Origin of the sequence: Actinotalea ferrariae CF5-4, from assembly GCF_000603945.1 — a bacterium.
Classification (GTDB): Bacteria; Actinomycetota; Actinomycetes; order Actinomycetales; family Cellulomonadaceae; genus Actinotalea; species Actinotalea ferrariae.
Genome location: NZ_AXCW01000014.1, coordinates 19,031 through 43,555, shown reverse-complemented (window position 1 = coordinate 43,555; position 24,525 = coordinate 19,031). Strand labels below are relative to the sequence as shown.

Sequence of the window (24,525 nt, the reverse complement as noted above, 5' to 3'; positions counted from 1 at the left end):
CCGGTGGCTCCGCCGCCGGGCGGCCGTCCGGGAGCCCCGCGCGGCCGCGGACCCGGCCCGCGGAGCCGCCGCGGGACGTCCACGACCCCGACGGCGTGCGGCTGCAGAAGGTCCTCGCGACCGCGGGTCTGGGTTCGCGACGCAAGTGCGAGGAGCTCATCGCCGACGGCCGGGTGACGGTCGACGGCGTCGTCGTGCGCGAGCTCGGGGTGCGGGTCGACCCGCGCGGGGCGACGATCCACGTCGACGGGATGCGGCTGCAGCTCGACACGTCGCTCGTCACGATCGCGCTGAACAAGCCGGCCGGGGTCGTCTCGACGATGCACGACCCCCAGGGCCGGCCGTCGCTGGCCCAGTTCGTGGCCGACCGGCCCGAGCGCCTCTTCCACGTCGGGCGCCTGGACGCGGAGACCGAGGGCCTGCTGCTGCTGACCAACGACGGCGAGCTGGCCAACCGGCTCGCCCACCCGACGCACGGCGTGCCCAAGACCTATCTCGCGACGGTCGAGGGCAACCTCCGGCCCGGGGTGGGGGCGCGCCTGCGTCAGGGCGTCGAGCTCGAGGACGGCCCCGTCGTCGTCGACTCCTTCAAGGTCGTGGACTCCACACCCGGGGCCACGCTCGTCGAGGTGGTCATCCACGAGGGTCGCAACCGCGTGGTGCGCCGGATGCTCGAGGAGGTCGGGCACCCCGTCACGCGTCTGCTGCGCACGCAGGTCGGGCCCATCCGTCTCGGGGACCTGCGCCCCGGGCGCACCCGCGTGCTGGGCCGCGACGAGCTGGGCCGGCTCATGACCGAGGTCGGCCTCTGAGCCGGTCCGCCCACGGGCCGGTCGGCCCGGGTCCGCGCCCGCGGCCGCCGGTAGTCTCGCGGCGTCCCGTAGCCGGCGGGGCAGGAGGAGGTGCATCGTGACCGTCCGAGCGATCCGCGGGGCGACCCAGCTCGACCGGGACGAGCGCGAGCACCTGTTCGAGCGCACGGCGGAGCTCGTCCGCGAGGTCCTCCGGGCCAACGACCTGTCGGTGGACGACCTGGTGTCGATCCTGTTCACCTGCACGCCGGACCTGAGCAGCGACTTCCCCGCGGCGGCCGCCCGCGAGATGGGCATGGGCGACGTCCCGCTCATGTGCGCGGTCGAGATCGACGTCCCGGGGGCGCTGCCGCGCGTCGTCCGGCTCATGGCGCACGTGAACCTGGACCGTCCGCGCACGGACGTGCGGCACGTGTACCTCCACGGCGCGACGGTGCTGCGCAAGGACCTCGCGCAGTGAGCGTCCCGGGGCACCCGGGGCATGGGGGCCGGGTCCCGGAGCCGTCGCCGGCGGCCACGCGCGGTCCTGTCCGCGTCGTGGGCACCGGTCTGCTGGGGACGAGCATCGGGCTGGCGCTGCGGGCGCACGGGGTGGACGTCGTCCTGCACGACCCGTCCCGGACGACGGCGGTCCTCGCCCGGGACGTCGGCGCCGGCCGCCTGGCCACCGACGACGACGCGCCGCGGCTCGTCGTCGTCGCGGCCCCGCCCGACGTCACCCCGGACGTCGTGCTGGCCGAGCTCGCGGCGCACCCCGACGCCGTGGTCACCGACGTCGCCAGCGTGAAGACGGCCGTCCTGGCCGAGCTGGAGCGGTCCGGCGCCGACCTGACCCGCTACGTCGGCTCCCACCCGATGGCCGGCTCGGAGCGCTCGGGGCCGACGGCGGCCCGCGCGGACCTCTTCGCCGGTCGCCCCTGGGTCGTGGTCGGCTCCGGGGAGTCCGGCCCGCAGGCCCTGCTCGCGGTGCGGGACCTGGCCTCCGACGTCGGAGCCACGCCCGTGATGCTGGACGCCCGCGCGCACGACGACGCCGTCGCGCTCGTCTCGCACGTGCCGCAGATCGCCGCGTCGCTCGTGGCGGCACGCCTGGCCCACGCAGACCCGGCGGCCCTCGGGCTCGCGGGCCAGGGGCTGCGGGACGTGACCCGGATCGCGGCGAGCGACCCCGGGCTGTGGACCTCGATCCTCGCGGCCAACGCGGACGCCGTCGTGCCGGTCCTGGAGGCGCTGCGCTCCGACCTCGACGTCCTGCTCGACGCCCTGCGGCACGCCGCGGTCGCCCGGGACGCGGAGTCCGTCGTCGCGGGGGCCCTCGGGGCGGTCGCGGCGACGATCGCCGCGGGCAACGCCGGGGTGAGCCGCGTCCCCGGCAAGCACGGGGGCGTGCGGCGCGACTACGACGTGGTCACCGTCCTCGTCCCGGACCGCCCGGGCGAGCTCGCCCGGCTCCTCGCCGAGGTCGGCGCCGCCGGGGTGAACCTCGAGGAGCTCCAGCTGGAGCACGCGCCGAGCCAGCCCGTGGGCCTCGCCTCGTTGTCGGTGCTGCGCGGCCTGCGCGACACGCTCGAGCGCGAGCTGACCGACCGCGGGTGGCGCCTGGCAGGATCCTCCGGCGGGTGACCCCGCCCCACCCGTCCCCCCGAGGAGGCACCGTGGACGACACCAGCACCGCCCGCCCGGCCGCGGGCGCCGTCGTCGTCGCCGTCGACGGGCCGTCCGGCTCCGGCAAGTCCAGCGTCTGCCGCCGCGTCGCCGCGGCGCTCGGTCTGGCGTACCTCGACACCGGGGCGATGTACCGCGCGGCCACCTGGTGGTGCCTCGAGCGGGGCGTCGACCTGGCGGACCGCGACGCCGTCACCGCGGCCGTGCGCGCGATGCCCCTCGAGGTCGGCCTCGACCCGCGGGCTCCGACCTTCACGGTGGACGGCACGGACGTCGCCGCGGCGATCCGCACGACGGCGATCTCCTCCGTGGTGAGCCAGGTGGCGACCAACCTCGAGGCGCGGGCCGACCTGGGCGAGCGCCAGCGCGCGGTGATCGCCGCGGAGCAGGGCCCCGACGGCTGGAGCGGCGGCCGCGGCGTCGTCGTCGAGGGTCGTGACATCACGACCGTCATCGCGCCCGCGGCGGACGTGCGGATCCTGCTGACCGCGAGCGAGCAGGCCCGGCTGGCCCGGCGCGCCCTGGAGGTCCACGGGAGCGCGGACGGCGCGAGCCTCGCCGCGACGCGCGACCAGGTGGTGCGGCGGGACGCGCAGGACTCGACCGTCGTGGACTTCCTCACGGCGGCCGACGGCGTCGTGACGGTCGACTCCTCCGACCTGGACCTCGCGCAGACGGTCGAGGCCGTGCTCGCCGTCGTCCGCGACGTCACCGGCCGATGAGCGCCGCCCGGGGCGGGCTGCCCGCGCCGTCCGAGCGAGGCCCGCGCTGGTCCCGCCACGTCGGCCGGTTCCTCGCCCGGGTGGTGTGGGACACGACGGTGCTCGACCCGCAGCACGTCCCGCTCGAGGGGCCGGTGATCCTCTCCGCGAACCACATCGGGGTCATGGACGGGCCGGTCCTGCACGGCGCCGCGCCGCGCGGCACGCACATCCTGGTCAAGGAGGAGGCCTTCGTCGGCCCGCTCGGCGTCGTCCTGCGGGCCGCGGGTCAGATCCCGGTCGACCGCCACGGCGGGAGGGCCGCCCTGGCCGCCGCGCTCGGCGTGCTGCGCCGGGACGGGGCGGTCGGGATCTTCCCCGAGGGCGAGCGCGGCCGCGGCGACGGGTCGCAGGCCCGCGCCGGTGTGGCCTGGCTCGCCGTGAACTCCGGCGCCCCCGTGGTCCCGACCGCCGTCCTCGGCACCCGGCACACGGGCCAGGGGGTGGGGCACCTGCCGGGGCCCCGGCACCGCCTGGTGGTCGCCTTCGGCGCGCCCGTGCACCTCACGCGTGCCCCGGGGTCCAGCGGACGGCAGGCCGTCGCCGACGCCCATGAGCAGCTGCGCGTGGCCCTCGCCGACCACGTCCGGGCCACGGTCGCGCGGACCGGCGTGCCCCTGCCGGCGGACGCGCCCTTCCAGGACGCCTGAGCACGGACCGGCCCGGCCCCCGGTTCGTCGCCAGGTGCCTCGGCAGGGGAGGATGAGGCCCATGACCGACCAGCCCCGCGCGGAGCAGTCCCGCGCCGAGTCCCGCGCCCCGCACGGCGGCGACGCACGCCCCGAGCAGCACGCCGACGCCCGTCCGGCACCCGAGGAGCTCGCCGACGCCGCGGGCCTCGCCGGCGCACCCGCGGACCCGCGGGAGGCGGCCGGTCTCGCCGGCGAGGACGGGGAGGACGACGCCGAGGCGGAACCCTCCGCACCCCCGACGTCGGCCCGGGCCGCCGAGGAGACCGACGACGACGTCGTCCGCGCCCAGTCCCTGCGGGTCGGCCTGGAGGACTACGAGCTCTCCGGCGAGGACCTCGCGCTCCTGGACCACGAGGGCGAGGAGGGTGAGGAGGCGGCCTCCCGCGGACCGCTGCCCGTGCTCGCCGTGGTCGGCCGGCCGAACGTGGGCAAGTCGACGCTGGTCAACCGGATCCTCGGGCGCCGCGAGGCGGTCGTCGAGGACACGCCCGGCGTCACGCGCGACCGGGTCAGCTACCCGGCGGAGTGGGCCGGGGTCGACTTCACGCTCGTGGACACCGGCGGCTGGGAGGTCGACGTCGCGGGCATGGAGGCGCGCGTCGCCGAGCAGGCCGAGGTGGCGATCGAGCTCGCCGACGTCGTGCTGTTCGTGGTCGACGCCACGGTCGGCCCGACGGCGACGGACGAGAAGGTCGTCCGGCTGCTGCGCAAGGCGAAGAAGCCCGTCGTGCTCGCGGCCAACAAGGTCGACGGACCCAAGCAGGAGTCCGACGCCGCCGCGCTGTGGAGCCTCGGGCTGGGCGAGCCGCACCCGATCTCCGCGCTGCACGGCCGCGGTACGGGCGACCTGCTCGACGCCGCGGTCGAGAAGCTGCCCGAGACCGCGCAGTTCGGCGGCGTGCTGCGGCCGGAGGGCCCGCGCCGCGTGGCGCTCGTCGGCCGGCCCAACGTCGGCAAGTCGAGCCTGCTCAACAAGCTCGCGGGCTCCGAGCGCGTCGTCGTCGACGCGACGGCCGGGACCACCCGGGACCCGGTCGACGAGCTCATCGCGCTCGGCGGCAAGCCGTGGGTGTTCGTCGACACGGCGGGCATCCGGCGGCGCGTGCACCAGACCAAGGGGGCGGACTTCTACGCCTCGCTGCGCACGCAGGCCGCGATCGAGAAGGCCGAGGTCGCCGTCGTGCTCGTGGACGCGAGCGTGCCGATGACCGAGCAGGACACCCGGGTGATCCAGCAGGTCATCGACGCGGGACGCGCGCTGGTCATCGCGTACAACAAGTGGGACCTCATGGACGAGGACCGCCGCCCGTTCCTCGAGCGGGAGATCGAGCAGGACCTCGTCCAGATCCAGTGGGCGCCGCGCGTGAACCTCTCCGCGCAGACCGGCTGGCACAGCAACCGGCTCGTGCCCGCGATCGAGCGCGCGCTCGACTCGTGGGACACCCGCATCCCGACCGGGCGGCTCAACGCGTTCCTGGGTGAGCTCGTCGCGGCCCACCCGCACCCGCTGCGGGGCGGCAAGCAGCCGCGGATCCTCTTCGCCACGCAGGCGGACACGCGCCCGCCGCGGTTCGTCGTCTTCGCGACCGGGTTCCTGGAGGCCGGGTACCGCCGGTTCATCGAGCGCCGGCTGCGGGAGGCGTTCGGGTTCGAGGGCACCCCGATCTCGATCTCCGTGCGGGTACGGGAGAAGCGCAAGCGGTGAGCGGGGGAGCGGCGCCGTCGTCGGCCGTCGCGGGACGGTCGGCGCTGCTGCGGTGGGGGATGCCCCGCGACCCCGCGGCGTCCCGCCACGTCGCGGCGTTCCTCGTCGCGACCGTCGCGACGGTGCTGCTGACGCGGGCGTTCCTCGCGGCGGCGGGCTACCCGCAGATCGGCGGGGGCGGGCTGCACGTCGCGCACGTGCTGTGGGGCGGCCTGCTCATGGCGCTGGCCTTCGTGCTGCTGCTCTCCTTCGCCGGACCGGTGGTCCGTCCGCTGGGCGCCCTGGTGGGCGGGATCGGGTTCGGGCTGTTCATCGACGAGATCGGCAAGTTCGTCACGTCGGACAACGACTACTTCTACGAGCCGACGGCGGCGCTCATCTACGTCACCGTCGTCGCCCTCGTGATCCTGGCGGAGGCGCTGCACGGGCGGCGCCCGCACCGGCCCGAGGAGTACCTCGCCGGCGCGGCGGACCACGCCGTGTCCGGCCTGACCGGCGGCTTCACCCCGCGGGCCCGGGAGGAGGCGCACGGCCTGCTCGAGCGGGCGGGGGACGTGCGGGGCGCCGCGCAGGTGCGGCGGCTGCTGGACGAGATCGAGGAGGACCACGCCGAGCTGCCGAACGTCGTCGACCGCGGGGCGGGGCTGGTGGTCCGCGGGTTCCGGCGCCTGGTGACGGCGCGGTGGGTGCCGTGGGTCACCGTCGGGGCCCTGCTCCTGGCGACCGGTGGTGCGGTGCTCCAGGGGCTGCTCGCCTGGTTCGGTGGCACGGACGTGCCGGCGTGGATGCTGCTCGCGCTCGCGGGGAGCGCGGGCGTCTCCACGGCGATCGCCCTGCTCGGCCTCGCGGTGGTCCGCCGGGACCGGGCCCGCGCCTACCGGCTGTTCCGGCGCGCGGTGCTCGTGAGCCTGCTCGTCACCCAGGTCTTCGTGTTCCGCCTCCAGGAGTGGGCGGCCACGGCCGGCCTGCTTGTGGATCTCGTGGTCCTCGGGCTGGTCGTGGCGGAGCTGAGCCAGATCGAGGCGGCCGCGGCGCGCCGCGAGGCGGCGGTGAAGGAGGCCGAGGCGCGAGGAGAGTCCGACCGCCCGGCAGGTGCCGCGTCCGACGGCGGGCCGCAGGTGCGGTAGAGTATCGGCGGCTCGAAGAGCCGTTCGGGATGTGGCGCAGCTTGGTAGCGCACTTGACTGGGGGTCAAGGGGTCGCAGGTTCAAATCCTGTCATCCCGACAGGTATTACCGCAGGTCAGAGGCAGTTTGCTAGGGTCTTCGGTGCGGGGAGGGATGGGGTACTACCCCCATTCCCACCCCCATTGAGAGCAGTTCGCCGGTGTACGCCGGCGTGCGGGGTAGACGACAAGACCCCCGAATCGTGGCCGTTCCGGGGTCACGATCCGGGGGTCTTGTCGTACCACCGGGCGGTTCTGATCCTGCTACCTCAGCGCGATCACCGTCGCGCCACCGTCCTCCTCCGGCTCCTCGTCGGCCGTGATTCCGAACGTCGCCGCCAGACCCTCAGCCGCCGCGCGCGCCACCTTGTCGGCCGTGAAGCCGTAGATGTCGAGCGTGATCTGCGCCGAGCTGTGACCGAGCGAGTCGGCCACCGCCTTCACGTGGACCCCGGCCTCAAGCATCGCCGTCGCCGCCGAGTGGCGCAGTGTGTGCACCCCGACGCCGTCCGGCAGGCCGAGCTCCCTGGCCGCCTCCTGCAGGTCCCGCAGGAAGTTGCGCGGGTGGACCACCCCACCGGTCGGGGTCGTGAACACCTTGTCCCCGCCGACCCACGCCTTCCCGGCCCGGAGCCGCTCGGCCGCCTGCCGCTTGCGCCACTGCCGCAGCAGCACCGCGACCGTCTCCGGGATGACCACCTGGCGACGCGAGCCGTCCGTCTTGGCCGGCGACTCCCGTGTCCCACCCTTCACCTGGGACAGGGTCAGGTGGATCTCCGCGACCCGGGTGTCCAGGTCCACGTCTGACCACGCCAGCGCCAGCGCCTCACCCCTGCGAACCCCGGTGGCGGCGATGAGCGCGAACGCCGCGTAGTACCGGTTGGACCGCAGCGCCCCCAGCAGCCGGACGACGTCCGGGCCGTCGAGCTTGGTCACCCGCCGGCGACCCACCCGTGGGGACGCGACCTCGTGGGCCGGGTTCCTCGAGATGAGCCCGTCACGGACCGCCGCGTCCAACGCCTTGCGGAGCACCAGGAAGATCGACCGGATGGTCGAGTCGGACAGCGCCCGAACCTCCACCTGCCGGCCACCGACCTCCTTGAGCTTGGTGCGACGGCTCAACTCGGCGAGCAGCGACTCCACACCGGTGGGCCGCAGCTGGTCCAGGCGGCGCTCAGCGAACGGGCCGACCATCAGGTGGTTGCGAGCCAGGTTCCGGGTCTGGTCGCGGTAGTTGTCCGACATGGGCAACACCTGAAGGGTCGTCTCGGTCCACTGCTCGATCCACCTGCCGACGGTGCCGGACGCGTCCTTGAGAGGCGCACCCCGCTCCGCCCGGTCGACCATCTCGCGCATCTTGTTGATGGCGTCCACGCGGCGCTTGCCATAGGCCGACACCCGCTTGCGCTCTCCGGTGCGGGGGTCGATGACGTAGAAGCGCACCTCCCACACGCCATCGGCGCGCTGGCGGGGTGCGCCTTCGCCGTTCGCGCGGCGTCCCGCCCTAGCCACCGGAGCTCCCCGGTGGCGGCTTGTGCATGCGTCTCATCGTCTCCTTCTCTCTGTGGGGGCGACCCGGTCGGTCGCGAGGTCATTCAAGCGCCGCGGCGGAGGGCGGCGCCATGACCTCAGGCGGCGGCTGGCAGCTCGGCGATGGTCTCGGGGTGCTGCTCGGCCATGAGCCGGGCGACGAACTCGTCGATGCAGTCGGCGTGGATGAGCGCGCGGGTGCCGACCTTGACGCGCTTGAGCTGGCCGGAGGCGAGGAGGTCGTAGACGGTGGTGCGGCCGATGCCGAGCACCTGCGCCGTCTCTGGGATCGTGTAGAGCCTCTTGTCGTCGGCGGAGATCATCATGGTCGTGCTCCTGGGAACGGGGGACCCCGGCGGGGTCCGTCCCGGTGCCTATGTACGGCAGACCTGGGCCCGTGCACCGCCCAGGTAGTCCGTGGCCGTGCGGACGGGTTCGTCCTTGACCGGCGGCGCGCCATCACGGACCCAGGTGGACGCACCCGAACGAGCCCGCGGACCCAAACCGTCGTCACGTCGGACGCGGGCATGACGAAAGGCCGCCCCCGAGGCGGGGACGGCCCGTGGCGGACGAGCCCGGTCAGTCGGCGTAGTTGCGGAAGTACCTCGCCTGACCGAGCCCGAACGCCAGCTCACCGGAGCCCACCGGGCGGTAGCGCCCGTCACCGCGGCGGGTGAGCTTCGTCGGCTCCGCGTGCTGGTCCACGAGAGCCTTGACCTCGGCGTCGGTGTACGTGTGGTCCCACACCGGGAAGCCGTTGCACCGCCCCGCCGGCTCGTGGCCCGTCTGCGTGGAGACCGTCTTGAGCGGCTTGACCCAGATGGCGTGCCCGGTCCGGGAGACCGCGACGACGACGTACGGGTAGCGGTCCTGGGGGAAGACCTGCGTGGCGCCCATCCCAACGACGGGAGCGGTGGCGGCGGGGCGACTGGTGAGGGTCTGGGTGTCCATGCCCGGCAGATGTGCGGCACCCGCCGGCGCGCACCACCTCTCCTCAGGCCGTCACGTACAGGCGGCGGCGCGACTTCGTCGTCCGCTCGAAGCCCGCCGCGGCGTACACGTGCGCGAGCCGCTCCGTCGCCGCCAGCAGGGTGACCACCTCACCGGTCGGCACCACCGACCGCAGGTGCGGCTCGAACACGGTCTCGATGGCGTCCAACCCTGGTGCGGCGACCGCGAGGTCGGCGACCCACCGGGCCGTCGTCGGACCGTGCACCTGAGGCAGCGGCTTCACGCCGCGCCCGAAGACCGTCGCCGCGCGCGCGAGCCCGAACGCCGCCACGCCGGCCACGAGGACGCCGGCGGTCACCAGGAGGACGTCGAGGTGGGCGCCCAGCAGCCCAAGCACCTTCGTCAGCGCCCACCCGGCGCCGAACATCGCCGCGACGGCGACAACCAGGACCCGCGGCGCGTACCGCCACCCCGCCGGGCGAACGCTCAGGACCGCGAGCCGGCGCCAGTGGTACGTGTGCCCGTTGCCCACCATGACGACCATCAGCGGCAGCATCAGCAAAGCCGCCAGCCACCACGACCTCGAGGCGCGGGCGGGCGAACTCCTGAGCCGCGCGCCACGCAACCGGGACGACGTCGCGCAGCGCGACGCGGGTCATCTTCCGCGGGACCGCCGGCTCCCACGGTTGGCGGTCGGTCGACCGGGGCACAGGTGATGAAGTGGTCATGCCGAACAGATGTGCGGCCACCAGGGGTGCGCGATCCGGCCCATGCCGCACATCGGCACCCCAGGACCTCCGCGCGCGGACCAGACGGGAGAACGACATGGGCACGGCAGGACGGTACGCCTCCGGCACCGACGTGAGCTCCGACCGCTCCAAGGCGGAGATCGAACGGACCCTCACCCGGTACGGCGCGACCAGCTTCATCATCGGGTGGGAGACCGGCCGGGCCGCCGTCGGGTTCGAGTACGGGGGCCGTCGCATCCGGTTCATCCTCCCGCTGCCGGACCGGGCCGAGCGCCGCTTCACCCACACCCCGACCACCGGCAAGGTCCGTTCCGCCGCCCAGGCCGACACCGCCTACGAGCAGGCCGTCCGACAGAAGTGGCGGGCGCTGCTGCTCATCGTCAAGGCCAAGCTCGAGGCGGTCGAGTCCGGCGTCGCTGAGTTCGAGGCCGAGTTCTTCGCGTACATCGTCCTGCCGTCGGGGCGGACCGTGTACGAGGAGGCCGCCCCCGTCGTGGAGCAGGCGTACCTCACCGGTGCCGTCGCTCCGCTGCTGCAGCTCGGGGACGGCCGGTAGACCTCATGCCGGCCGCAGCCACCGGTTCGTGTACCCGTCCTCACCGGACGGCTCGACGTCCAGGCCCGCCAGCGTGTGCGGATCCGCGACGGGCAGCACCAACGCCGGCGCACCGTTCGCGGCCAGGAGCTCGGCGGTGAGCTGCGCCTCCTGCCAATACCCGCCGGACCCCGGCCACCGGATCGACGGCAGCACCACCAGCCCGCGCCCGGCACCATGGTCGCCCCACAGGTCCACCCACCCGCGCAGCACGTGGTCCACGACCACCGTCCGTCGCCGGGCAGCGACCTGCAGCCCCTCATGCCGAGGGTTCATCGACCGCAGCAAGGTGCCGGCCGGGATCACCGCCCGCTCGCCGGGCAGGATCGGGCTCGAGATCGCGTTGCTCACGGCTCAAGTACCTTCGCGAGCGATCTGCGCGGCCCGGGCAAGGTCCGCGTCCGTCTGCGGCACCCCGGCGCCGTTCACCAGCCCGAAGATCACCGCCTCATCCGCGACCGTGTCAGCGGACGCCTCAGCAACCGGCACCAGGAACCGGTTCACGGTGTGCCGCTGAGCGACGACGTCCAACCCCTCGAACGCGACGTACGGGCCGTCGTCGGTGTCCACCGTGCCGCGCACCCGCTCGGCAGGGAACCACGACGCCGGCACGGTCAGGTCACCGAAGAACCACGCGACCGCCGTCTCCAGTCGCTGCTTGCCGTCGACCGCCGCGAACTCGAACCGAGGGCCCGCAGGCGGGTGCACGAACGCCTCCCGGTAGCGCCGGTTGATGATGATCGCCGGGACCGGCAGCCCGAGCATCCAGGACCGGACCAGGTTGCGGCGCTGATCCACCGACCACACCGACCCGCGCTGGTACGGGGCGTCGAGGGTCATGTGGCCGTCGACGACGTACCGGGCGACCTCCCGCGCGGACCTGGCGCTGGCGTCCAGCGACTGGGGCACCAGCGGCGCGGAGCTCTGCAGCGTGGTCATGGCGACCAGATGTGCGGCAACCTCCCGCCGGCGCGCTCAGACATCGTCGGGAATCCGCAGCGGCGGCGTCTTGTACTTCCACATCTGCTCCTGGATCCACGCGGCCACGTCCGCGGGGTCGGAGTCGATCGTCAGGTGCTCGGAAACCTCCGAGACCTCGTGGTACCCCGAGGGCAGTCGTTCCGGGAAGCTCTCGGTCTGGAACTGCCAGTGGAACAGCCTCTCCTCGTCGAGCCCGTCTGCGGGGACCCGGATGAAGGCGTGGTCCCCGAAGTTGTCGTCGGCCGCCCGGGAACCAAAGAAGATCGTGGGTCCGTCCCCGTCGTCGAGCATGTTCGACGGCAGGAGCGCCGCGACCTGGCGCGTGACCGTCTCCCACCGCTCGTACTCCGCGTCCACGTCGCCGGCCTCCGCGGCCAGGGTGATGTCCGGCTCGGTGCGGGCCTTCGCCGTGAACTGCCCGCTGCCGGCGCGGGGGTGGTCGGCGGGGTTGAAGCCGGTCATCGGAGGCTCCTCGAGCTCGGGGCGACGCCTGTCACCTGATGGATGTCCGGGGCGCGAGAGAACGAGCGAAGTGGAGCTCTACCGGCGCTTCCCCAGACCCGGCAACCCGCCCCGCCAGGCGCGCACGCTGGCGCCCCCACCGACCCCCTGGACCACGTTCGCTGGGGCCGGGCGAGGCGCGTACCGCGGCGCCGGCGGCGCAGCCGGGGGTGCGTCCTCGCGCAGCGCCCCCTCGACGAGAGCGCCCGAGCCCGTGCACACGACCGTCGAGTCGGGCAGGGCGTGGGAGTACGCGCGTCCCGTCCGGGTGTTCACCGCGACCGTGCAGTCGCAGACCGGGCAGGTACCCAGATCCCGGAACGGGTTCCCGGAAGGGGCAGGCCGCGGCCGCGGGACGCGGACCATCTCCCAGGCGCCCGCCAGCGGCGGCGCGAGCGCACGGAACCGGCTCGCGGTCAGTGCAGACTCAGCGTCAACGCCGGCCGGCGTCGTCAGGCGCGCCACGCACAGCCAGCCCTTCGCGTCGGCCTGCTCGCACAGCGCGGTCAGGACGGCCCGGTCAGCGGCATCGGGCAGGACGACGTCGACCAGCTCGATGACGGACCCGGAGCCTACCCGCCGGTCCACCACCTCACGCACGGCCAGGTCAAGGTGCGCGTGCTCGCCCACTCGGCCCGCCAGGTCGGCCGCGAGGGCTGCCACCTCATCCGGGTCGGGCGCGGACCTCGCCAGCGCGCGACCCACCTTCTCGATCAGCACCACACCGTCATCATGGCCGCGTCGCTGCTGCCCGAACAGGCCATTCGTTCACCGGCGGGTCGAGATGCTCATGCCCTCGCCCTCCCACGGCCCGACCTTGTGGTTGCGGGCACGGCGAGCGGCCGTCGTGGCCTGGTGGTCCGCGGCGTCGTTCAGTGGGTGCCGCCCGTTCGCGTGCCCCTTCACCTTCACCAGACGGACGGGAGGCAACCCCGCCGCAGCTCGGGTGTCCCTGGCGGTGATGAGCTGCTCGATGACGTCACGGTTCGACGTCGGCTTGCCCGCGGTGGTCTTCCACCCGCGGCGGGCGTGCGCGTCCATCCACTGCAGGTACGTGTTCATCGCGTAAGTCGAGTCGATCTCGATCGTCAGGTCCCGCACGTGCTGGTGGTCGCGGACCGCGTGCAGCAGCCCCAGGAGCTCCCCGACCTGGTTCGTGGAACGGATCAGGCCACCGGAACGCCAGCGGCCGTGCTGGTCCACCCACGCCCACCCGGCCGGGCCGGGGTTGCCCGAGCACGCCCCGTCGGTGCCGACCGTCAGCGCGGCGACCGGCGACAGGTTCCCGGGCACCGGGGCGGCGTCCACCGGCTCGGTGTCGTCGCTGAGGACCGCGGCGACCGGCGACGGGTTCCTGGGCGCCGGTGGGGTTGCGCCCACCTCGAGCACCTGAGCGGGCCGCTCGGTGACCCGAGCGAGGACCCCCATGCTCGGGTGACGGACCGTGACGAGCTGACCGGTCGTGACGACCTCGGTGCCGTCCGGCCAGGGTCCCTGCGGTCGCATGCCCCAGGCAGGCACGGTGGCCGCGAGGATCAGGTCGGGGTTCGGGGCGATCACGTGGAAGTCCAGGCGTGCCTCGCGCAGCGACACCTGGAACAGCCGCAGAACGGTGGTGGTCATGTCGGTCTCCGGTGGTAGGTCAGGCGGCGGCGAGCACGCCGGCGAGGCGTTCTTCCACGGCAGGGGCGGCCTCACGGGCCCGGTCGGCGGGCACGGGGTGGCACAGGCCGTACCCCTGGGCGGTGTCGCACCCGAGGTCCCGCAGCAGCAGCAGGGTGTCAGCGTCTTCCACGCCCTCGGCGACCACGCCCACCCCGAGCTCGCGTGCCAGCTGCAGCGTGGACCGGACGATCATCTGGTCGGTGTGCTCCCCGGCCAGGGCGGTGACCAGGGTCCGGTCCAGCTTCAGCCGGCGGATCGGCAGGCCCTTCACGTGCGCGAGCGTGGAGTACCCGGCGCCGTAGTCGTCGACGGCGACATCCACGCCGAGCGAGTTCAGCTCCTCCAGCGTCGCGGCAGCCTGCGCCAGGTCCCTCAGTGCGGAACTCTCCGTGACCTCCAGCTCCAGAGCGGACGGGGCGACGTCGTGTCGCTCCAGCGCGGCGAACACCTTCGACGTCAGGGCGGGGTCGGCCAGGTCGGCGGCGCACAGGTTCACCGCGACCCGCACCGGCCACCCCTCACGGCGCCACTGCGCGGCCTGGGCGATCGCGAGGTCCAGGACCCGTTCGGTCAGCGGTCCGGTGAGGCCCGTCGCTTCGGCCTCCGGGATGAAGTCCCCCGCGGGCAGCAGGCCCTTGTCGGGGTGCTCCCACCGGGCCAGCGCCTCCACGGCCACGACCCGGCCGGTGAGGACCTCCACCTGCGGCTGGTAGTGCAGGACGATCTGGTCGTCCGCCAGTGCGGTGCGCAAGCTCACGCTGCTCCCAGGGTCTCGTCAGGATCGGTCAGGCCCAACCGGACGGCCAGGGCCTCGAAGTCCACCTCAGGCCACCGCTGGGTGCATGTCGTGCCGTCGACGTGAGCAGCACCCCGCCACCGGTCCTTCCCCGGCCGCAGGGTGCCGCCGCACACGCACGGCACCCCTGCGTGCTCGGTGAGCCCGGTGAGCCAGTCCCGCAGCCGTCGGGCGTCCCGGGAGGCTGCCTCCTTCGCGGTCTGCTCTGCGCGGCGCGCGACCGCGAGCTCGGCGGTCAGGGCGACGACCTGGGCGGCGGGGTCACCGGCGTGAGCGGCGCGCACGCGGGCCTCAGCGCGGGCGGCGCGGCGGAACGCCTCCACGACCAGCGGTTCGGGCAGCGGTTCGGGGTCGGGCCGGCGCACCGACTTGCGGGTCTCGCGGGTGCCGCCGTGGGGGAGCACCTCGATGAGCCCTACGCCCGGGCCAAGGTCGTCGGTGTCCTTGACCAGTCCGGCCGGGGTGGCGAAGTAGGTGCGGTGCGCGTGCCGGGCGAACGCCTCGAGCTTGGAGGGGTCGGCGAGCTCGGCCCGCAGGTCGGCTCGGGAGACCTTCACCTCCACGACGATTCGCTCGTGCCCCTTCGGGCGACCTGCCCACGCGCGTACGAGGAACAGGTCGGCGCGCCGGTTCATGCCCCACGCCCCGGATGTCAGCTCGTCCAGGGCCGCCCACTCCGGGCCGATGCCGTCCGTCTCGGCGCCGTACCGGCGGCGGACCGCGGTCACCACGTCGGCGGCGGTCATCGCCGGGCGCTTCCCACTCATCGGGCGGCCGCCGGCCGGACGATGTCGACATCTCCCTGCAAGAGCCCGGCTGAGGTGGACCCGGCGGGGTTGATGGGCACGGCACCGCCCGGACGGTCGACGACGTACCCGGCCCCATCGAGCCCGAGCCGGCCCGCGGTGGTCGTCCCGTCGGCGTGCAGAACCAGGACGTCACGGTGCCACAGCAGGTCGTCCAGGGCTGCCGGCGCGCTCACGCCGCCGAGGTGAGCGACCGCGACCTCGAGGTGGTGACGAAGCGCCCGGATCTCCGCCTGCAGCGCCCCTCGCGTGCGGGCCTCCTCGCGGCGAACCTCCTGGGTGAGCTCCAGGCTCTGGGCCAGTTCGGCGACCCGCTCGCGCAGTCGTGTCACCGGTTCGGTGTACCCCTCGGACAGGGACTCGGTGCGGCCGGCGTCGGTCAGGAACGCGCGCAGCGCTGTCCCGGTCGGGTCGACATCAAAGGTCAGCAGCCCCTTCGCCTCCAGGGCCTGCAAGGTCGCCTGGTGGCGCTGGTCGAACACCCAGCAGGACTCCCCGCAGCGGACCCGCGCGGCGAGCACCTCGAGGATGAGGTCTTCGGTGGGCGTCAGGTCGCTCACGTGTCGTCACCTCCTCCAGGGCACTCGGACGCCAGGTGGGCCTGGCGGATGGTCTTGGCCCCGGTGTGCTGGGTGCGGTCGGGGTGGGCGTCAGCGAGGGTGACGAGCTGGCAGGGTTCCTGCGGACAGGGGCAGTCGTCCTCGACGTGATGGCCGGTGAACGTCCGGCCCACGTGCAAGTGGTCCGGTGCGGGCTCGCTCATGCGGCCTGGGCGCCGTGGTAGATCACCTGGGCGACGGCGTCGTCACGGATCGCGGACTCCCAGCACTGCCCGCACCCGACGCCGCCGATCATCACGCGGTGCCCGCCGTGCCCGCAGCCGTCGGAGACCTTCTTCGCCAGCGGGTGGGACTTGCCCAGCCACCGGGCCTTCACCGTGGACGTTGCTCGCGTGGACGCCCGCACCCCGCCGCGCAGCTGCCGGGCGAGGTCCTCGGCGTCGGCGAGGGTCAGCTTGCGGGCGGTGACCTGGGCGCGGGACTCCTCCGGCAGGTTCGCCAGGATGAGCCGGGAGCCGACCGTCCGGGTCGAGTAGCCGGTCGCGCGGGCGATCTGCTGCTGGGTCATGCCGCGGTGACGCAGGGCCGCGAAGGCGTCGGCTTGCTCCAGGGGCTCCAGTTCCTTGTGCATCGCCGCGGCAAGCATGGTCGCCATGTCCCGGGAGGCGTCGCCGGGCTCGAGCACCAGGCACAGGGCCCGGTCGATGCCCGCCCGGGTCAGGGCTGTGAGGCGGCGCACGCCGTCGATGACGACAGCCTTCTTGCCGGGGCGGGCGGTGACCAGCAGCGGCTGCAGGAGTCCGACGGTGCGGACCGATGCGGTGAGCTCGTCGAGGTTCCCGAGGTCGGCGCGGATGCGGGACGGGTGCAAGGCCAGGTCTGCGACCGGCACGACGGCAGCCTTCACGGCCGGGCTCCTTCCGTGAGGTGGGCGGTCATCGGGACCACCGCAGGGACAGCCGGTAGGTGAGGTCGACCCAGCGGCGGCGGAGCACGTGCCGCCACCAGACCGGGTCGAGGTCGCGGATCACGTCCGGGAGGACGACGACGTCGCACGACGTGCACCGGTGGGTCTTCCACCGCCACAGGCGGTCCTCGTAGTTGATGACGATGCGCCCGCTGGGGCACCGGTCGTCGTCGGGCCCGTTCTTCATGGCGGGGCCGGACCACGCTGGGCAGCGGTGCGCCTTGTCGTAGTTCGGCCGCATCACGCGGTGCCGGAGCTTGGTGGTGGTCACCAGGTGCAGATGTGCGGCACGTGGGTTCGGCTGCGCCGGGTCAGGTCAGTCCTCCCCTTGCTCGGCCTGGAGCAGGCGCTTCCCGGCGGCCTCGGCGAGCCCGAGGAACGCGGCGCGCTTGGTGTCGACGTCGTCGATCAGCAGCGGTCGGTCGCCGAGGAGCAGGTCCATGTCGACCTCGGCGGGCAGCAGGGCGGCAGCGGCGTCCACGACCTCTGGGAACTGGGTGGTGTCGAACGACCTGGAGACGACCCGCCAGACGGCGTTCATCTCGTTGCGGTCGGGCAGAGCACGGACGGCGGCGTCAGCGACAGCGGAGTGCGCGGCGCGACGGGCCCGGCGGTCCAGGTCCGGAAGCTCCTCCAGGATCAGCGGGGAGCGGTTCGCGACCAGGCCGGTCATCGCCCCGTCGTATGTGCCACGCAGCCGCCACGACATCATCGCCACGACCGGGGCCGTGTACCCAGGCAGGACCCGGTCCCAGAACGCGCGTCGGTCCTCCCACTGGGCCTTCGTCACGTCGTCGGGGCGGTCGGTGTTGTTCCAGTACCCGTACTGCTCGACCTCGGGCAGCGTCCGGAACGCCTCGACCAGCGACGACTCCTCAGCGAACAGCAGGACAGCGTGCCGGCCGGAGACCGAGTCACGTCCGATGGACAGCTCGAACCTGTTGGGGTCCTGGCGCCGGTCGGTGTCCTTCAGCTCCGCCTGCTCCTCCTCGTAGGCCATGTACGCCGAGATCAGGGGCGTCTTCATCAACGCGGCGAGGTCGGTCCCGGCGTGGGTGACGGCACCGCGGACGGCGGCCTTGTCGATGATGTCGATGGTGCGCTCGGCGAGGATCCGGGCGTCAGCTCGGTCCCGGACCGGGTCGATGTGGGCGCGGACGGTCGCGATGAAGTCGAACGGGTCGACGCCCTCAGCGAGGCGGTAGCCGTGATGCAGCTTGGTGCTCATGGGGTGCTGATGTGCGGACGGCGGTCAGCCGTGCTCGACGTCGACCGCACCAGGGGTGCGCGCCAGCACGGGGGAAGGCAGGTGCGCGGTGACGCGGCCGTTGGCGGGCAGGGCGAACCCGACGGGGATGAGGCGGACGCTGCGTCCACCGCCGCGCCACGCCGGCTCGCGGGTGCCGTACACGCGCAGCTCCACCTTCCCGGTGACGAGGAGCCCGTCGGCGGACAGGTGCGCCTCGAGGAGCTTGCCGACGACACGGTGACGGCCCTCGTACCGGTCGGTGTCGACCACCGGATGGTCGGTGACCAGGTCCGGCAGTGCGCGGGTCGGCACGGTGCACAGGTGGATGGCCGGCAGGGGCGGGCGGTTCTCGGTCATGAGGTGCAGATGTGCGGACGGGCCCGCCGCGAGCACCGTCAGCCGGGCTCGCGAGGCCACACGATGCGGCTGCCGGTGCGACGTACCAGGACGATGCCGTGTCGGCTCTCCATCTCACGCCAGAAGTCGCGCGCGTCATCATCTGACACGTCGGTGGACTGGTACTCGCCCGGCCCGCCATGCTCGGCGACGAGCCGCTCGACCATCCGACTGGCGAGCCCCTTGCGCTGATGGTGCAGCGCCACGCGGATCTTCCCGACCCTCGGCGCGCCCTGCGGACCAACCTCGTACACCAGCTCCACGACGTCGAAGGCCTCCCGGTTCGCGGGCCGGATGACCCGGTACCCCGGCAGGTTCGGGTGCGGCTCGCTGACCAGAGGCACGGTCGCCGGGTCGTTCCACTGCTCGTCGGTCAGGTCCGGCCACGGGGTGCGGTCAGGGTGGACGGCGGGGGAGCGGCGAGCCCAGGGCCGGTACCAAGGGGCGCGGGACGGTGAGGGCACCGGAACATCCTCGCCCGCCGGCGCCTGCCGGCCGTCCTGGGGCTCGAGGGTCACGGCCGGCTCGCCGCGGGACCTCATCACGAACTTCCCCGCGGAGCCGCGGGGGTGGCGGGTCGGGTCGAAGGCGCGCACGAACCGGTGAAGTGCGGGCCGGCCCGTGCCGCACATCTGTCGCCCATGACCGACGCACCCGTGCCCGCCCAGCCCGAGATCACCGACGCCGACATCGAGGCGCTCCTCACCCCGTCCGAGGCGATCACTGTCGTCCTGGCAGTCCCGAACGGACTCGTCCAGGACGGCCAGGTCGTCCTCGTCCCGACCGTCTACCGCACCACCCTGTCCGCCGTCATGGCCGCCCAGGCCACCCTCGCCGACGGGGTCGTCGTCGACATCAACGACGCGGTCCGTCGCGCCACCGACCGCATCAACGGCATCGTCAAGGACCCCGCCCTGGCCGAGCAGATCGCTGCTCACCTCGCCGAAGGCGGTCTGCTCGCGACCGGCATGTGACCGTCCGCGGACCGGGCGTCGCGTGCACACCGGCGCCCGGTCCGCACATCAGCACCGCATGACCGAGACCCCCGAGCCGGCCGACGTTGCCGGCGCTCTGGAAGCCGCACGTCGCGCCGCCCAAGAGGCAGTGCAGGTCGCTGACGCCACCCAGACCGGGACCGCGCTCATCCCCGCCGGCGCCGACCAGGCCATGGCCGTGAAGACGCAGATGGCCGCGTCCCGCGCCGTCGTCGCCAACGCCCGCAAGGCAGCCCTCGAGGCTCAAGCCAAGGCCAAGGAGCTCATCGCCGCGCAGCAGCGCGCCCTCGAGGCCCAGCTGCGCGCCATGGCTGCCGAGCTGGAGCCCCTCCAGGCGCAGGTGCGGATGTTCGAGGAGGGCATCTGGACGATGAACCTCTACCTCGGTCGTGACGAGGAGCTCCACACCCTCGCAGAGGGGACCCCCGCGTCGGCCGGCACCCCGATCCACGTCCGCCAGCAGGTCCTCGCGATGGATGAGGAGTCCGCCCTATACGCCGAGCACGGCGGCATGGACGTCCGCGACATCGCCGCGTTCGACCAGTGGATCACCGCCGACCCCGCCCACCTGGACCAGGTGCTGCCCGAGCAGCGTGGCGTCGTCGCGATCATCCCCCGCCGCCAGGGCCGGGAGTACAAGGACCCGTGGCTGCAGAGCGCCATGGACCAGGCCAACACCGAGACCTGGTGGCTGATCCGCAACGGCCAGAACGTCTACCGGATGCTGACCGACTTCAACGTCGGGCGCCGCCTCGTCCCGGCCCGCAACGAGTTCACGGCCATGTTCGTCGACCCGTACACCAAGGCTCCGTTGCAGCCGGGGACTGACGCCTGGCTCAAGGCAGAGAAGGCCGCCGGCGCCCGCGAGCGGCACTACATGCGGATCGCCCTGATCCTGCAGGGCCTGATCGACCGGACTGCCGTCTTCCACCCGCTGCCCGTCGCCGGACTGTCGCTGCTGTCCCCGGAGCACTACGACGCCGGGCATGTGGTCCTCATCGCCGACGACGAGCACACCCTCACCACCGGGCGGAAGCCGTTCTACCAGTGGCTCGCGGAGAAGAACCGCCAGCTCACCCCAGGCATGAGGGTCATCATCACCACCCGCCACCAGGACTGGCCGAAGGCGTCCAGGGACCGGTGGAGCTACGGCCAGCACGAGCGGCTGCACCCCAACGGCGTGGAGAACCCGCCCACCGGTGAGGTGCACACGATCACCCGCCGCGGCGATGCCCCCGGCTCCCTGGTGTTCACCTACGCCCGGACCGTGGAGACATGGGCCCGCGACGAGCGGGGTCGCCACGAGCTGCGCGTCCCCAAGACGAAGGCGTCCTGCACGATCTATCCCGACGACCGGTTCGTCCTGCCCGTGGACCTGGTCACCGTGGAGGAGATGAGGGAGTACCTCGCCGCCCGCACCGAACGGCACGCGTACGCCGACCTGTTCCCTGTCCTGAACGCCGCCATCGCGTTCAAGGAGGCGGAGGCGGCCGCGGAAGCGCCGTTCCGGGCTTTCCTGGCCGGGCAGGTCGCCCAGGCCGAGGACATCGACCTGGCGGCCGCCGAGGCTGCCGTCGTCCCGCTGGTGGACTGGTGGAAGCTCGGCAACCGCTGGCACCGACCTCTGAACGGGGACCCGACCGCGGAGGCGAAGGCCGCCAAGGCGATCCTCGCTGAGCGGGCCCGGGTCGCTCGCGCCGCCGGCAACGCCGGCCGGGACGGGCAGGTCGTCGCAGCGGTCCGTGCCGCGCACCCGGACGTGCTGCTCGTCGCGCGGAAGAAGGACGGCACGTACGTCGCCCTGACCCCGACCCCGCGCCGGTGGGTGCGCCCCACCGACAAGGCCCGCAACCACTACGGCGACCAGGTGGCCCCGCTGGACGTGTGGGTGAACCGGCACGAGTACACCGCGACCGGTCGCGCCAAGACCACCACCGAGTGGGTCATCCCAGCCCCGTCGACAGTGTCCCGCTGGATCCCGCTGTTCGAGGCCGAGCGGTGGGCGTCGTGGAACCGTCGCGCCGTCGCCGCCGACCACCTCACCGACGCGGAGATCGCGGACGCGGCCGAGGAACTCGCCTCCGTGCACACCCCTGACGGGTGGGTCGCGGTCGCCGTCACCTACCAGGAGAGCGCGACCCGCCACTCCGACCGGGACGGGTTCAGCGTGTACGCCTACCGGCCGGGCTTCACCCCCGCCGAGCCGGAGCGGGCCGTCACCGGGGAGCGCGAGTCGGCGCCGGTCGGGTACTTCACCGCCGAGTGGAAGCGGGAGCGGGACGGGTCGATCGCCCTCGAGGTCAGCGGCACGCGGTCGATGCTCAGCTCCCGCCGGTGGTCCACCGACAAGCCGTACAGCGACCGGGGCGCGGGTGAGCACTTCGCCAAGCGGGACGACGGCCAGCTGACCCCGCCGTGGGGGTCCGACCGGGCCGCCTGGTACGTCGTCCGGCTCGACGAGGACGCCTACGACGCCGCGCACGCCCAGGCTCTCGCCGAGCGCTCCGTCGCCGTGAAGGTCGAGGCGCTCACCACCACCACACGTGAGCTCGCTCGGTCGCTGGCCGAGCAGTGGGTGGAAAGGGCCACCGCGGAGGCGAAGGCCCGCTTCGTCGAGGACTACCTCGACGACTCGCTGTGGGAGGACCACGCGAAGGGCGTGACGATCCGCTGCCCGTGGTGGGGTTCGCCCCGCGACGGGTACGCCGGGGTGGACGGCGCCCTGCACTACTTGACCGGACGTCTGGTGGAGAGCGGCCGGCACCCGTTCGGGCTGACCGTCGCCCAGGCCGTTGCCGCTCTCGGTGAGCCAGTTCTGGACCGCCCCGATCACGGGTGGTCCTCCGGCAGGGAGGTCACCCTCCCCGAGGACGTCCTGACGCTGCGGTACCCAGCCCCGCCCTCGAACGCCGGACTACTCGGAGCGGGGGCATGAGCCCGACCGTTGCGGAGCACCTGGGCGGCCCAGCCGTGTCTGCCGTGGCCTCTACCCTGACCTCGCGACGGGCGCGTCGAAGGGGGAAGAACATGACCACGCAGGACACCGCTACACGGCCATCAGCGAGAGCGGCGATCGGGGAGCGCGACTACCACGCGTTCGCGACCTGCCACGAACCGGCACCATGGCTGGGGACCGTGGAGGACCAGGTCGCCACCTGGCTGCGGTCCCGCAAGCAGTGGGATCTCGACGTCACCGTCGACGGCACGCACGACCAGCCGGCCAAGGGCCGGACCGTGACCGTCCGGCACCACCGGCACGGGCACGACCGGGCGTTCCGGATGGTGCTGGAGGAGGACACTCACGCCGGGCACTGGACCACCCGGATCACCGCCGTCGAGCACGAACGCGGCGGCGGGTGGGTCGCCATCGAGGTGGTGTCCGAGGACGGGCTGTTCGTCAAGGTCCCCGGCGTCGCCCGCTACCTGATCGAAGCGCTGCACCTGGCCGACGGTGGCCTCGAGCTGTGCCGCGACCCGCGGATCATCACCGCGGACCGGCTGGGCGAGCTCATCACCGTCCTGCGCGACCCGGACCGCCGCGCCCCCGTGTTCGTCGCCGGCACCGATGAGCGGCTGAACTTCGCCCCGTTCGTCACGCGCGTGAAGGACTGGGCGGCGCAGGTCGACGGGCTCGGGCACGTGTTCGTCCTGGACCCCGGTGCGACCGCGGCGCTGGCCGCACGTCTGGGCCGGGTGTGGGAAGCACCCGCGTGGACGATCCGCACGTACGGGCCGGGACTGAACCTGGACGCGACCGCCACCGCCCCGCAGCACCGGATCCTGTCGACGCAGTGGCTGGCGGAGAAGCCTGACCGGTACCTGCAGACCCTGGTGGGCGGGTTCGCCCGCGGCATCGTCGCCCGCCACAAGACACCGGCCCCGTTGGCGGCGTGGCAGCGGACGTTCGACCGGCTGGAGAACAACGCCCTGACCGAGGCGATGACCTCCGTCCCGGCGCAACGGCCCCCGGCCGAGGAACCGGCACGGGACGTCCCGGCCACCGAGCCGCCGGCCCCCACCGGTGCCGCCCCGAAGCAGGCGCCCGCCCCGACCGTCGAGCCGGAACCGGCACCCGCCCGGCCGCCGCTGACGGAGGAGGTCGTCGAGCAGGCCGCCGTCGACCTCGAGGCGCAGGCCTACCTCGCCGAGCACGCCGAGCTCGAACGGGTCCGGGTAGCGCTCGGCCTGCCCGACCTGGCCGAGGAGACGCTGGCTCGCTTCGTGGAGGAGGCGACGGCGCCCCGGGCCGACCCGCGTGCGGTCGCTGAGGCCGCCCGGCGGATGGAACGGCAGCAGGCTCGCATCGAGACCCTGCTGGAGGAGATCGACGAGCTGCGGGACCAGCTGCTCGCGGAGCAGGTCGAGCTCCTGGAAGTTCAGGAGCAGGAGCAGCGGCAGGCTGACCGGGTCGCGTGGCTGGGTCAGCAGCTGATCGCCGCCGGCAAGCACGACCTGGCGTACGCGGTCCTGCCCCAGGAGAAGGAGACCGTCTACCCGTCCTCCTACGGGGAGCTGCTGGAACGCGCGCAGGAGCTGGAGGCGGCGGGGGTGGTGATCGCCGCCGACCCGGGGACGGCCCTGGAGCTGGACACGGTGGACTCCTCCGGCAAGGCGCTGCGCAACGCGTGGGAGGCGCTGCTGGTGCTCGGCGAGTACGTGCGGGCCCGGCAGGCGGGGGACTGCACCGGGAACGTGCACCAGTACCTCGGCAACACCCCGGCCGGGTACCGGGGCATGTCCCCGGGCAAGCACGCGTGGACCGAGACCGGTACGACGATGAACCAGTACGGGGACGAGCGGCTGCTGCCGGTCCCGCCGGAGGTGTCGGGCACGGGGTTCGCGCAGATGCGCGCGCACTTCAAGCTCGGGCGGATCGGGATGGCCAGCCCGCGGCTGTACTACCTGGACGACGTGGCCGGGACCGGGAAGGTGTACGTCGGGTACATCGGGACGCACCTGACGAACACGAAGACGAACTGACCCG

29 protein-coding genes and 1 tRNA gene are annotated in these 24,525 nt (G+C 73.4%); 12 read left to right on the top strand and 18 right to left on the bottom strand.

The genetic code is table 11. The features are described 5' to 3' along the window. The 8 genes from N866_RS02645 to N866_RS02610 form a co-directional block, all read left to right on the top strand. Window positions 1-812, top strand: an 812-nt coding sequence (locus tag N866_RS02645; RefSeq protein WP_052022294.1) for a pseudouridine synthase, incomplete at its 5' end; no start/stop codon positions are given. Between the two features lie 97 nt (window positions 813-909). Continuing rightward, window positions 910-1,272: a chorismate mutase gene (aroH, locus tag N866_RS02640; protein ID WP_034222190.1), complete on the top strand. Its 363-nt coding sequence runs from the start codon at window positions 910-912 to the stop codon at window positions 1,270-1,272. Beyond that, a complete protein-coding gene (locus N866_RS02635; protein ID WP_052022289.1) occupies window positions 1,269-2,435 on the top strand; it encodes a prephenate dehydrogenase in 1,167 nt (388 codons plus the stop codon). Before aroH ends, N866_RS02635 begins: the two co-directional genes overlap by 4 nt. A 32-nt stretch (window positions 2,436-2,467) precedes the next feature. Continuing rightward, the gene (cmk, locus tag N866_RS02630) at window positions 2,468-3,199 is read left to right on the top strand and encodes a (d)CMP kinase (protein ID WP_052022288.1); all 732 of its coding nucleotides are present in this window, start codon (window positions 2,468-2,470) and stop codon (window positions 3,197-3,199) included. Beyond that, window positions 3,196-3,888, top strand: coding sequence for a lysophospholipid acyltransferase family protein (locus tag N866_RS02625; protein WP_034222187.1), 693 nt, complete (start codon window positions 3,196-3,198; stop codon window positions 3,886-3,888). Before cmk ends, N866_RS02625 begins: the two co-directional genes overlap by 4 nt. 61 nt (window positions 3,889-3,949) lie before the next feature. Next, window positions 3,950-5,635, top strand: a complete 1,686-nt coding sequence (der, locus tag N866_RS02620) for a ribosome biogenesis GTPase Der (RefSeq protein ID WP_081802258.1) — start codon at window positions 3,950-3,952, stop codon at window positions 5,633-5,635. Further along, window positions 5,632-6,762 carry a hypothetical protein gene (locus N866_RS02615; protein ID WP_081802257.1) on the top strand — a complete coding sequence of 377 codons (1,131 nt, stop codon included), beginning with the start codon at window positions 5,632-5,634 and terminating at the stop codon, window positions 6,760-6,762. The genes der and N866_RS02615 overlap by 4 nt, the downstream gene beginning before the upstream one ends. Window positions 6,763-6,787: 25 nt before the next feature. After that, a tRNA-Pro gene (locus N866_RS02610) sits at window positions 6,788-6,861 on the top strand. A 203-nt stretch (window positions 6,862-7,064) separates the two neighbouring features. Here the strand turns inward: N866_RS02610 and N866_RS02605 are convergent. The 4 genes from N866_RS02605 to N866_RS02590 form a co-directional block, all read right to left on the bottom strand. Continuing rightward, entirely contained in the window at window positions 7,065-8,312 is a 1,248-nt protein-coding gene (locus N866_RS02605) for a tyrosine-type recombinase/integrase (RefSeq protein WP_155855167.1), read from the bottom strand. A gap of 116 nt (window positions 8,313-8,428) precedes the next feature. Next, a complete protein-coding gene (locus tag N866_RS02600; RefSeq protein ID WP_155855166.1) occupies window positions 8,429-8,656 on the bottom strand; it encodes a helix-turn-helix domain-containing protein in 228 nt (75 codons plus the stop codon). A gap of 253 nt (window positions 8,657-8,909) precedes the next feature. Beyond that, complete coding sequence (locus N866_RS02595) at window positions 8,910-9,281, bottom strand: hypothetical protein (RefSeq protein WP_155855165.1); 372 nt, start codon at window positions 9,279-9,281, stop codon at window positions 8,910-8,912. Between the two features lie 43 nt (window positions 9,282-9,324). Further along, window positions 9,325-9,837 (bottom strand): hypothetical protein, encoded by a 513-nt coding sequence (locus N866_RS02590; RefSeq protein WP_034222182.1) that lies wholly within the window; start codon window positions 9,835-9,837, stop codon window positions 9,325-9,327. 269 nt (window positions 9,838-10,106) lie between these two features. On the opposite strand from N866_RS02590, the gene N866_RS02585 reads away from it, so the two are divergent. Beyond that, window positions 10,107-10,586, top strand: coding sequence for a hypothetical protein (locus N866_RS02585; protein ID WP_034222180.1), 480 nt, complete (start codon window positions 10,107-10,109; stop codon window positions 10,584-10,586). Between the two features lie 3 nt (window positions 10,587-10,589). Here the strand turns inward: N866_RS02585 and N866_RS02580 are convergent, their stop codons facing one another. The 14 genes from N866_RS02580 to N866_RS02515 all read right to left on the bottom strand — a co-directional run bounded on the left by N866_RS02580 (window position 10,590) and on the right by N866_RS02515 (window position 19,010). Continuing rightward, window positions 10,590-10,976 carry a hypothetical protein gene (locus tag N866_RS02580; protein WP_034222178.1) on the bottom strand — a complete coding sequence of 129 codons (387 nt, stop codon included), beginning with the start codon at window positions 10,974-10,976 and terminating at the stop codon, window positions 10,590-10,592. A gap of 3 nt (window positions 10,977-10,979) precedes the next feature. Next, on the bottom strand, window positions 10,980-11,564 hold the full coding sequence (locus N866_RS02575; RefSeq protein WP_034222175.1) for a DUF262 domain-containing protein: 585 nt from the start codon (window positions 11,562-11,564) through the stop codon (window positions 10,980-10,982). A 36-nt stretch (window positions 11,565-11,600) separates the two neighbouring features. Continuing rightward, window positions 11,601-12,068, bottom strand: coding sequence for a hypothetical protein (locus N866_RS02570; protein ID WP_034222172.1), 468 nt, complete (start codon window positions 12,066-12,068; stop codon window positions 11,601-11,603). A 78-nt stretch (window positions 12,069-12,146) separates the two neighbouring features. Continuing rightward, window positions 12,147-12,830, bottom strand: coding sequence for a hypothetical protein (locus N866_RS02565; protein WP_034222169.1), 684 nt, complete (start codon window positions 12,828-12,830; stop codon window positions 12,147-12,149). A gap of 45 nt (window positions 12,831-12,875) precedes the next feature. Further along, window positions 12,876-13,730 carry a ribonuclease H family protein gene (locus N866_RS02560; RefSeq protein WP_245612338.1) on the bottom strand — a complete coding sequence of 285 codons (855 nt, stop codon included), beginning with the start codon at window positions 13,728-13,730 and terminating at the stop codon, window positions 12,876-12,878. Window positions 13,731-13,749: 19 nt separating this feature from the next. Next, complete coding sequence (locus N866_RS02555; protein ID WP_052022286.1) at window positions 13,750-14,529, bottom strand: EAL domain-containing protein; 780 nt, start codon at window positions 14,527-14,529, stop codon at window positions 13,750-13,752. Then, complete coding sequence (locus tag N866_RS02550) at window positions 14,526-15,314, bottom strand: hypothetical protein (protein WP_034222166.1); 789 nt, start codon at window positions 15,312-15,314, stop codon at window positions 14,526-14,528. Before N866_RS02550 ends, N866_RS02555 begins: the two co-directional genes overlap by 4 nt. Window positions 15,315-15,331: 17 nt before the next feature. Next, window positions 15,332-15,934: a hypothetical protein gene (locus N866_RS19675; protein ID WP_052022285.1), complete on the bottom strand. Its 603-nt coding sequence runs from the start codon at window positions 15,932-15,934 to the stop codon at window positions 15,332-15,334. Beyond that, window positions 15,931-16,137 carry a hypothetical protein gene (locus tag N866_RS02540; RefSeq protein WP_034222164.1) on the bottom strand — a complete coding sequence of 69 codons (207 nt, stop codon included), beginning with the start codon at window positions 16,135-16,137 and terminating at the stop codon, window positions 15,931-15,933. The genes N866_RS19675 and N866_RS02540 overlap by 4 nt, the downstream gene beginning before the upstream one ends. Continuing rightward, window positions 16,134-16,841, bottom strand: a complete 708-nt coding sequence (locus N866_RS02535; RefSeq protein ID WP_034222162.1) for a ParB/RepB/Spo0J family partition protein — start codon at window positions 16,839-16,841, stop codon at window positions 16,134-16,136. Before N866_RS02535 ends, N866_RS02540 begins: the two co-directional genes overlap by 4 nt. A gap of 28 nt (window positions 16,842-16,869) precedes the next feature. Then, window positions 16,870-17,172, bottom strand: coding sequence for a hypothetical protein (locus tag N866_RS02530; protein WP_034222160.1), 303 nt, complete (start codon window positions 17,170-17,172; stop codon window positions 16,870-16,872). A 45-nt stretch (window positions 17,173-17,217) separates the two neighbouring features. Further along, window positions 17,218-18,129, bottom strand: coding sequence for a hypothetical protein (locus N866_RS02525; RefSeq protein WP_034222156.1), 912 nt, complete (start codon window positions 18,127-18,129; stop codon window positions 17,218-17,220). Between the two features lie 24 nt (window positions 18,130-18,153). Continuing rightward, window positions 18,154-18,507, bottom strand: coding sequence for a hypothetical protein (locus tag N866_RS02520; RefSeq protein ID WP_155855164.1), 354 nt, complete (start codon window positions 18,505-18,507; stop codon window positions 18,154-18,156). A gap of 38 nt (window positions 18,508-18,545) precedes the next feature. Continuing rightward, window positions 18,546-19,010, bottom strand: a complete 465-nt coding sequence (locus N866_RS02515; RefSeq protein WP_155855163.1) for a hypothetical protein — start codon at window positions 19,008-19,010, stop codon at window positions 18,546-18,548. Window positions 19,011-19,187: 177 nt separating this feature from the next. Between N866_RS02515 and N866_RS02510 the strand changes: the two genes are divergently transcribed. From N866_RS02510 to N866_RS02500, 3 genes are all read left to right on the top strand, one after another. Beyond that, window positions 19,188-19,520: a hypothetical protein gene (locus N866_RS02510; RefSeq protein WP_034222148.1), complete on the top strand. Its 333-nt coding sequence runs from the start codon at window positions 19,188-19,190 to the stop codon at window positions 19,518-19,520. Window positions 19,521-19,578: 58 nt separating this feature from the next. Further along, window positions 19,579-22,476 (top strand): hypothetical protein, encoded by a 2,898-nt coding sequence (locus tag N866_RS02505; protein WP_155855162.1) that lies wholly within the window; start codon window positions 19,579-19,581, stop codon window positions 22,474-22,476. A gap of 92 nt (window positions 22,477-22,568) precedes the next feature. Next, on the top strand, window positions 22,569-24,521 hold the full coding sequence (locus N866_RS02500) for a hypothetical protein (protein WP_155855161.1): 1,953 nt from the start codon (window positions 22,569-22,571) through the stop codon (window positions 24,519-24,521). Window positions 24,522-24,525: the final 4 nt, after the last annotated feature.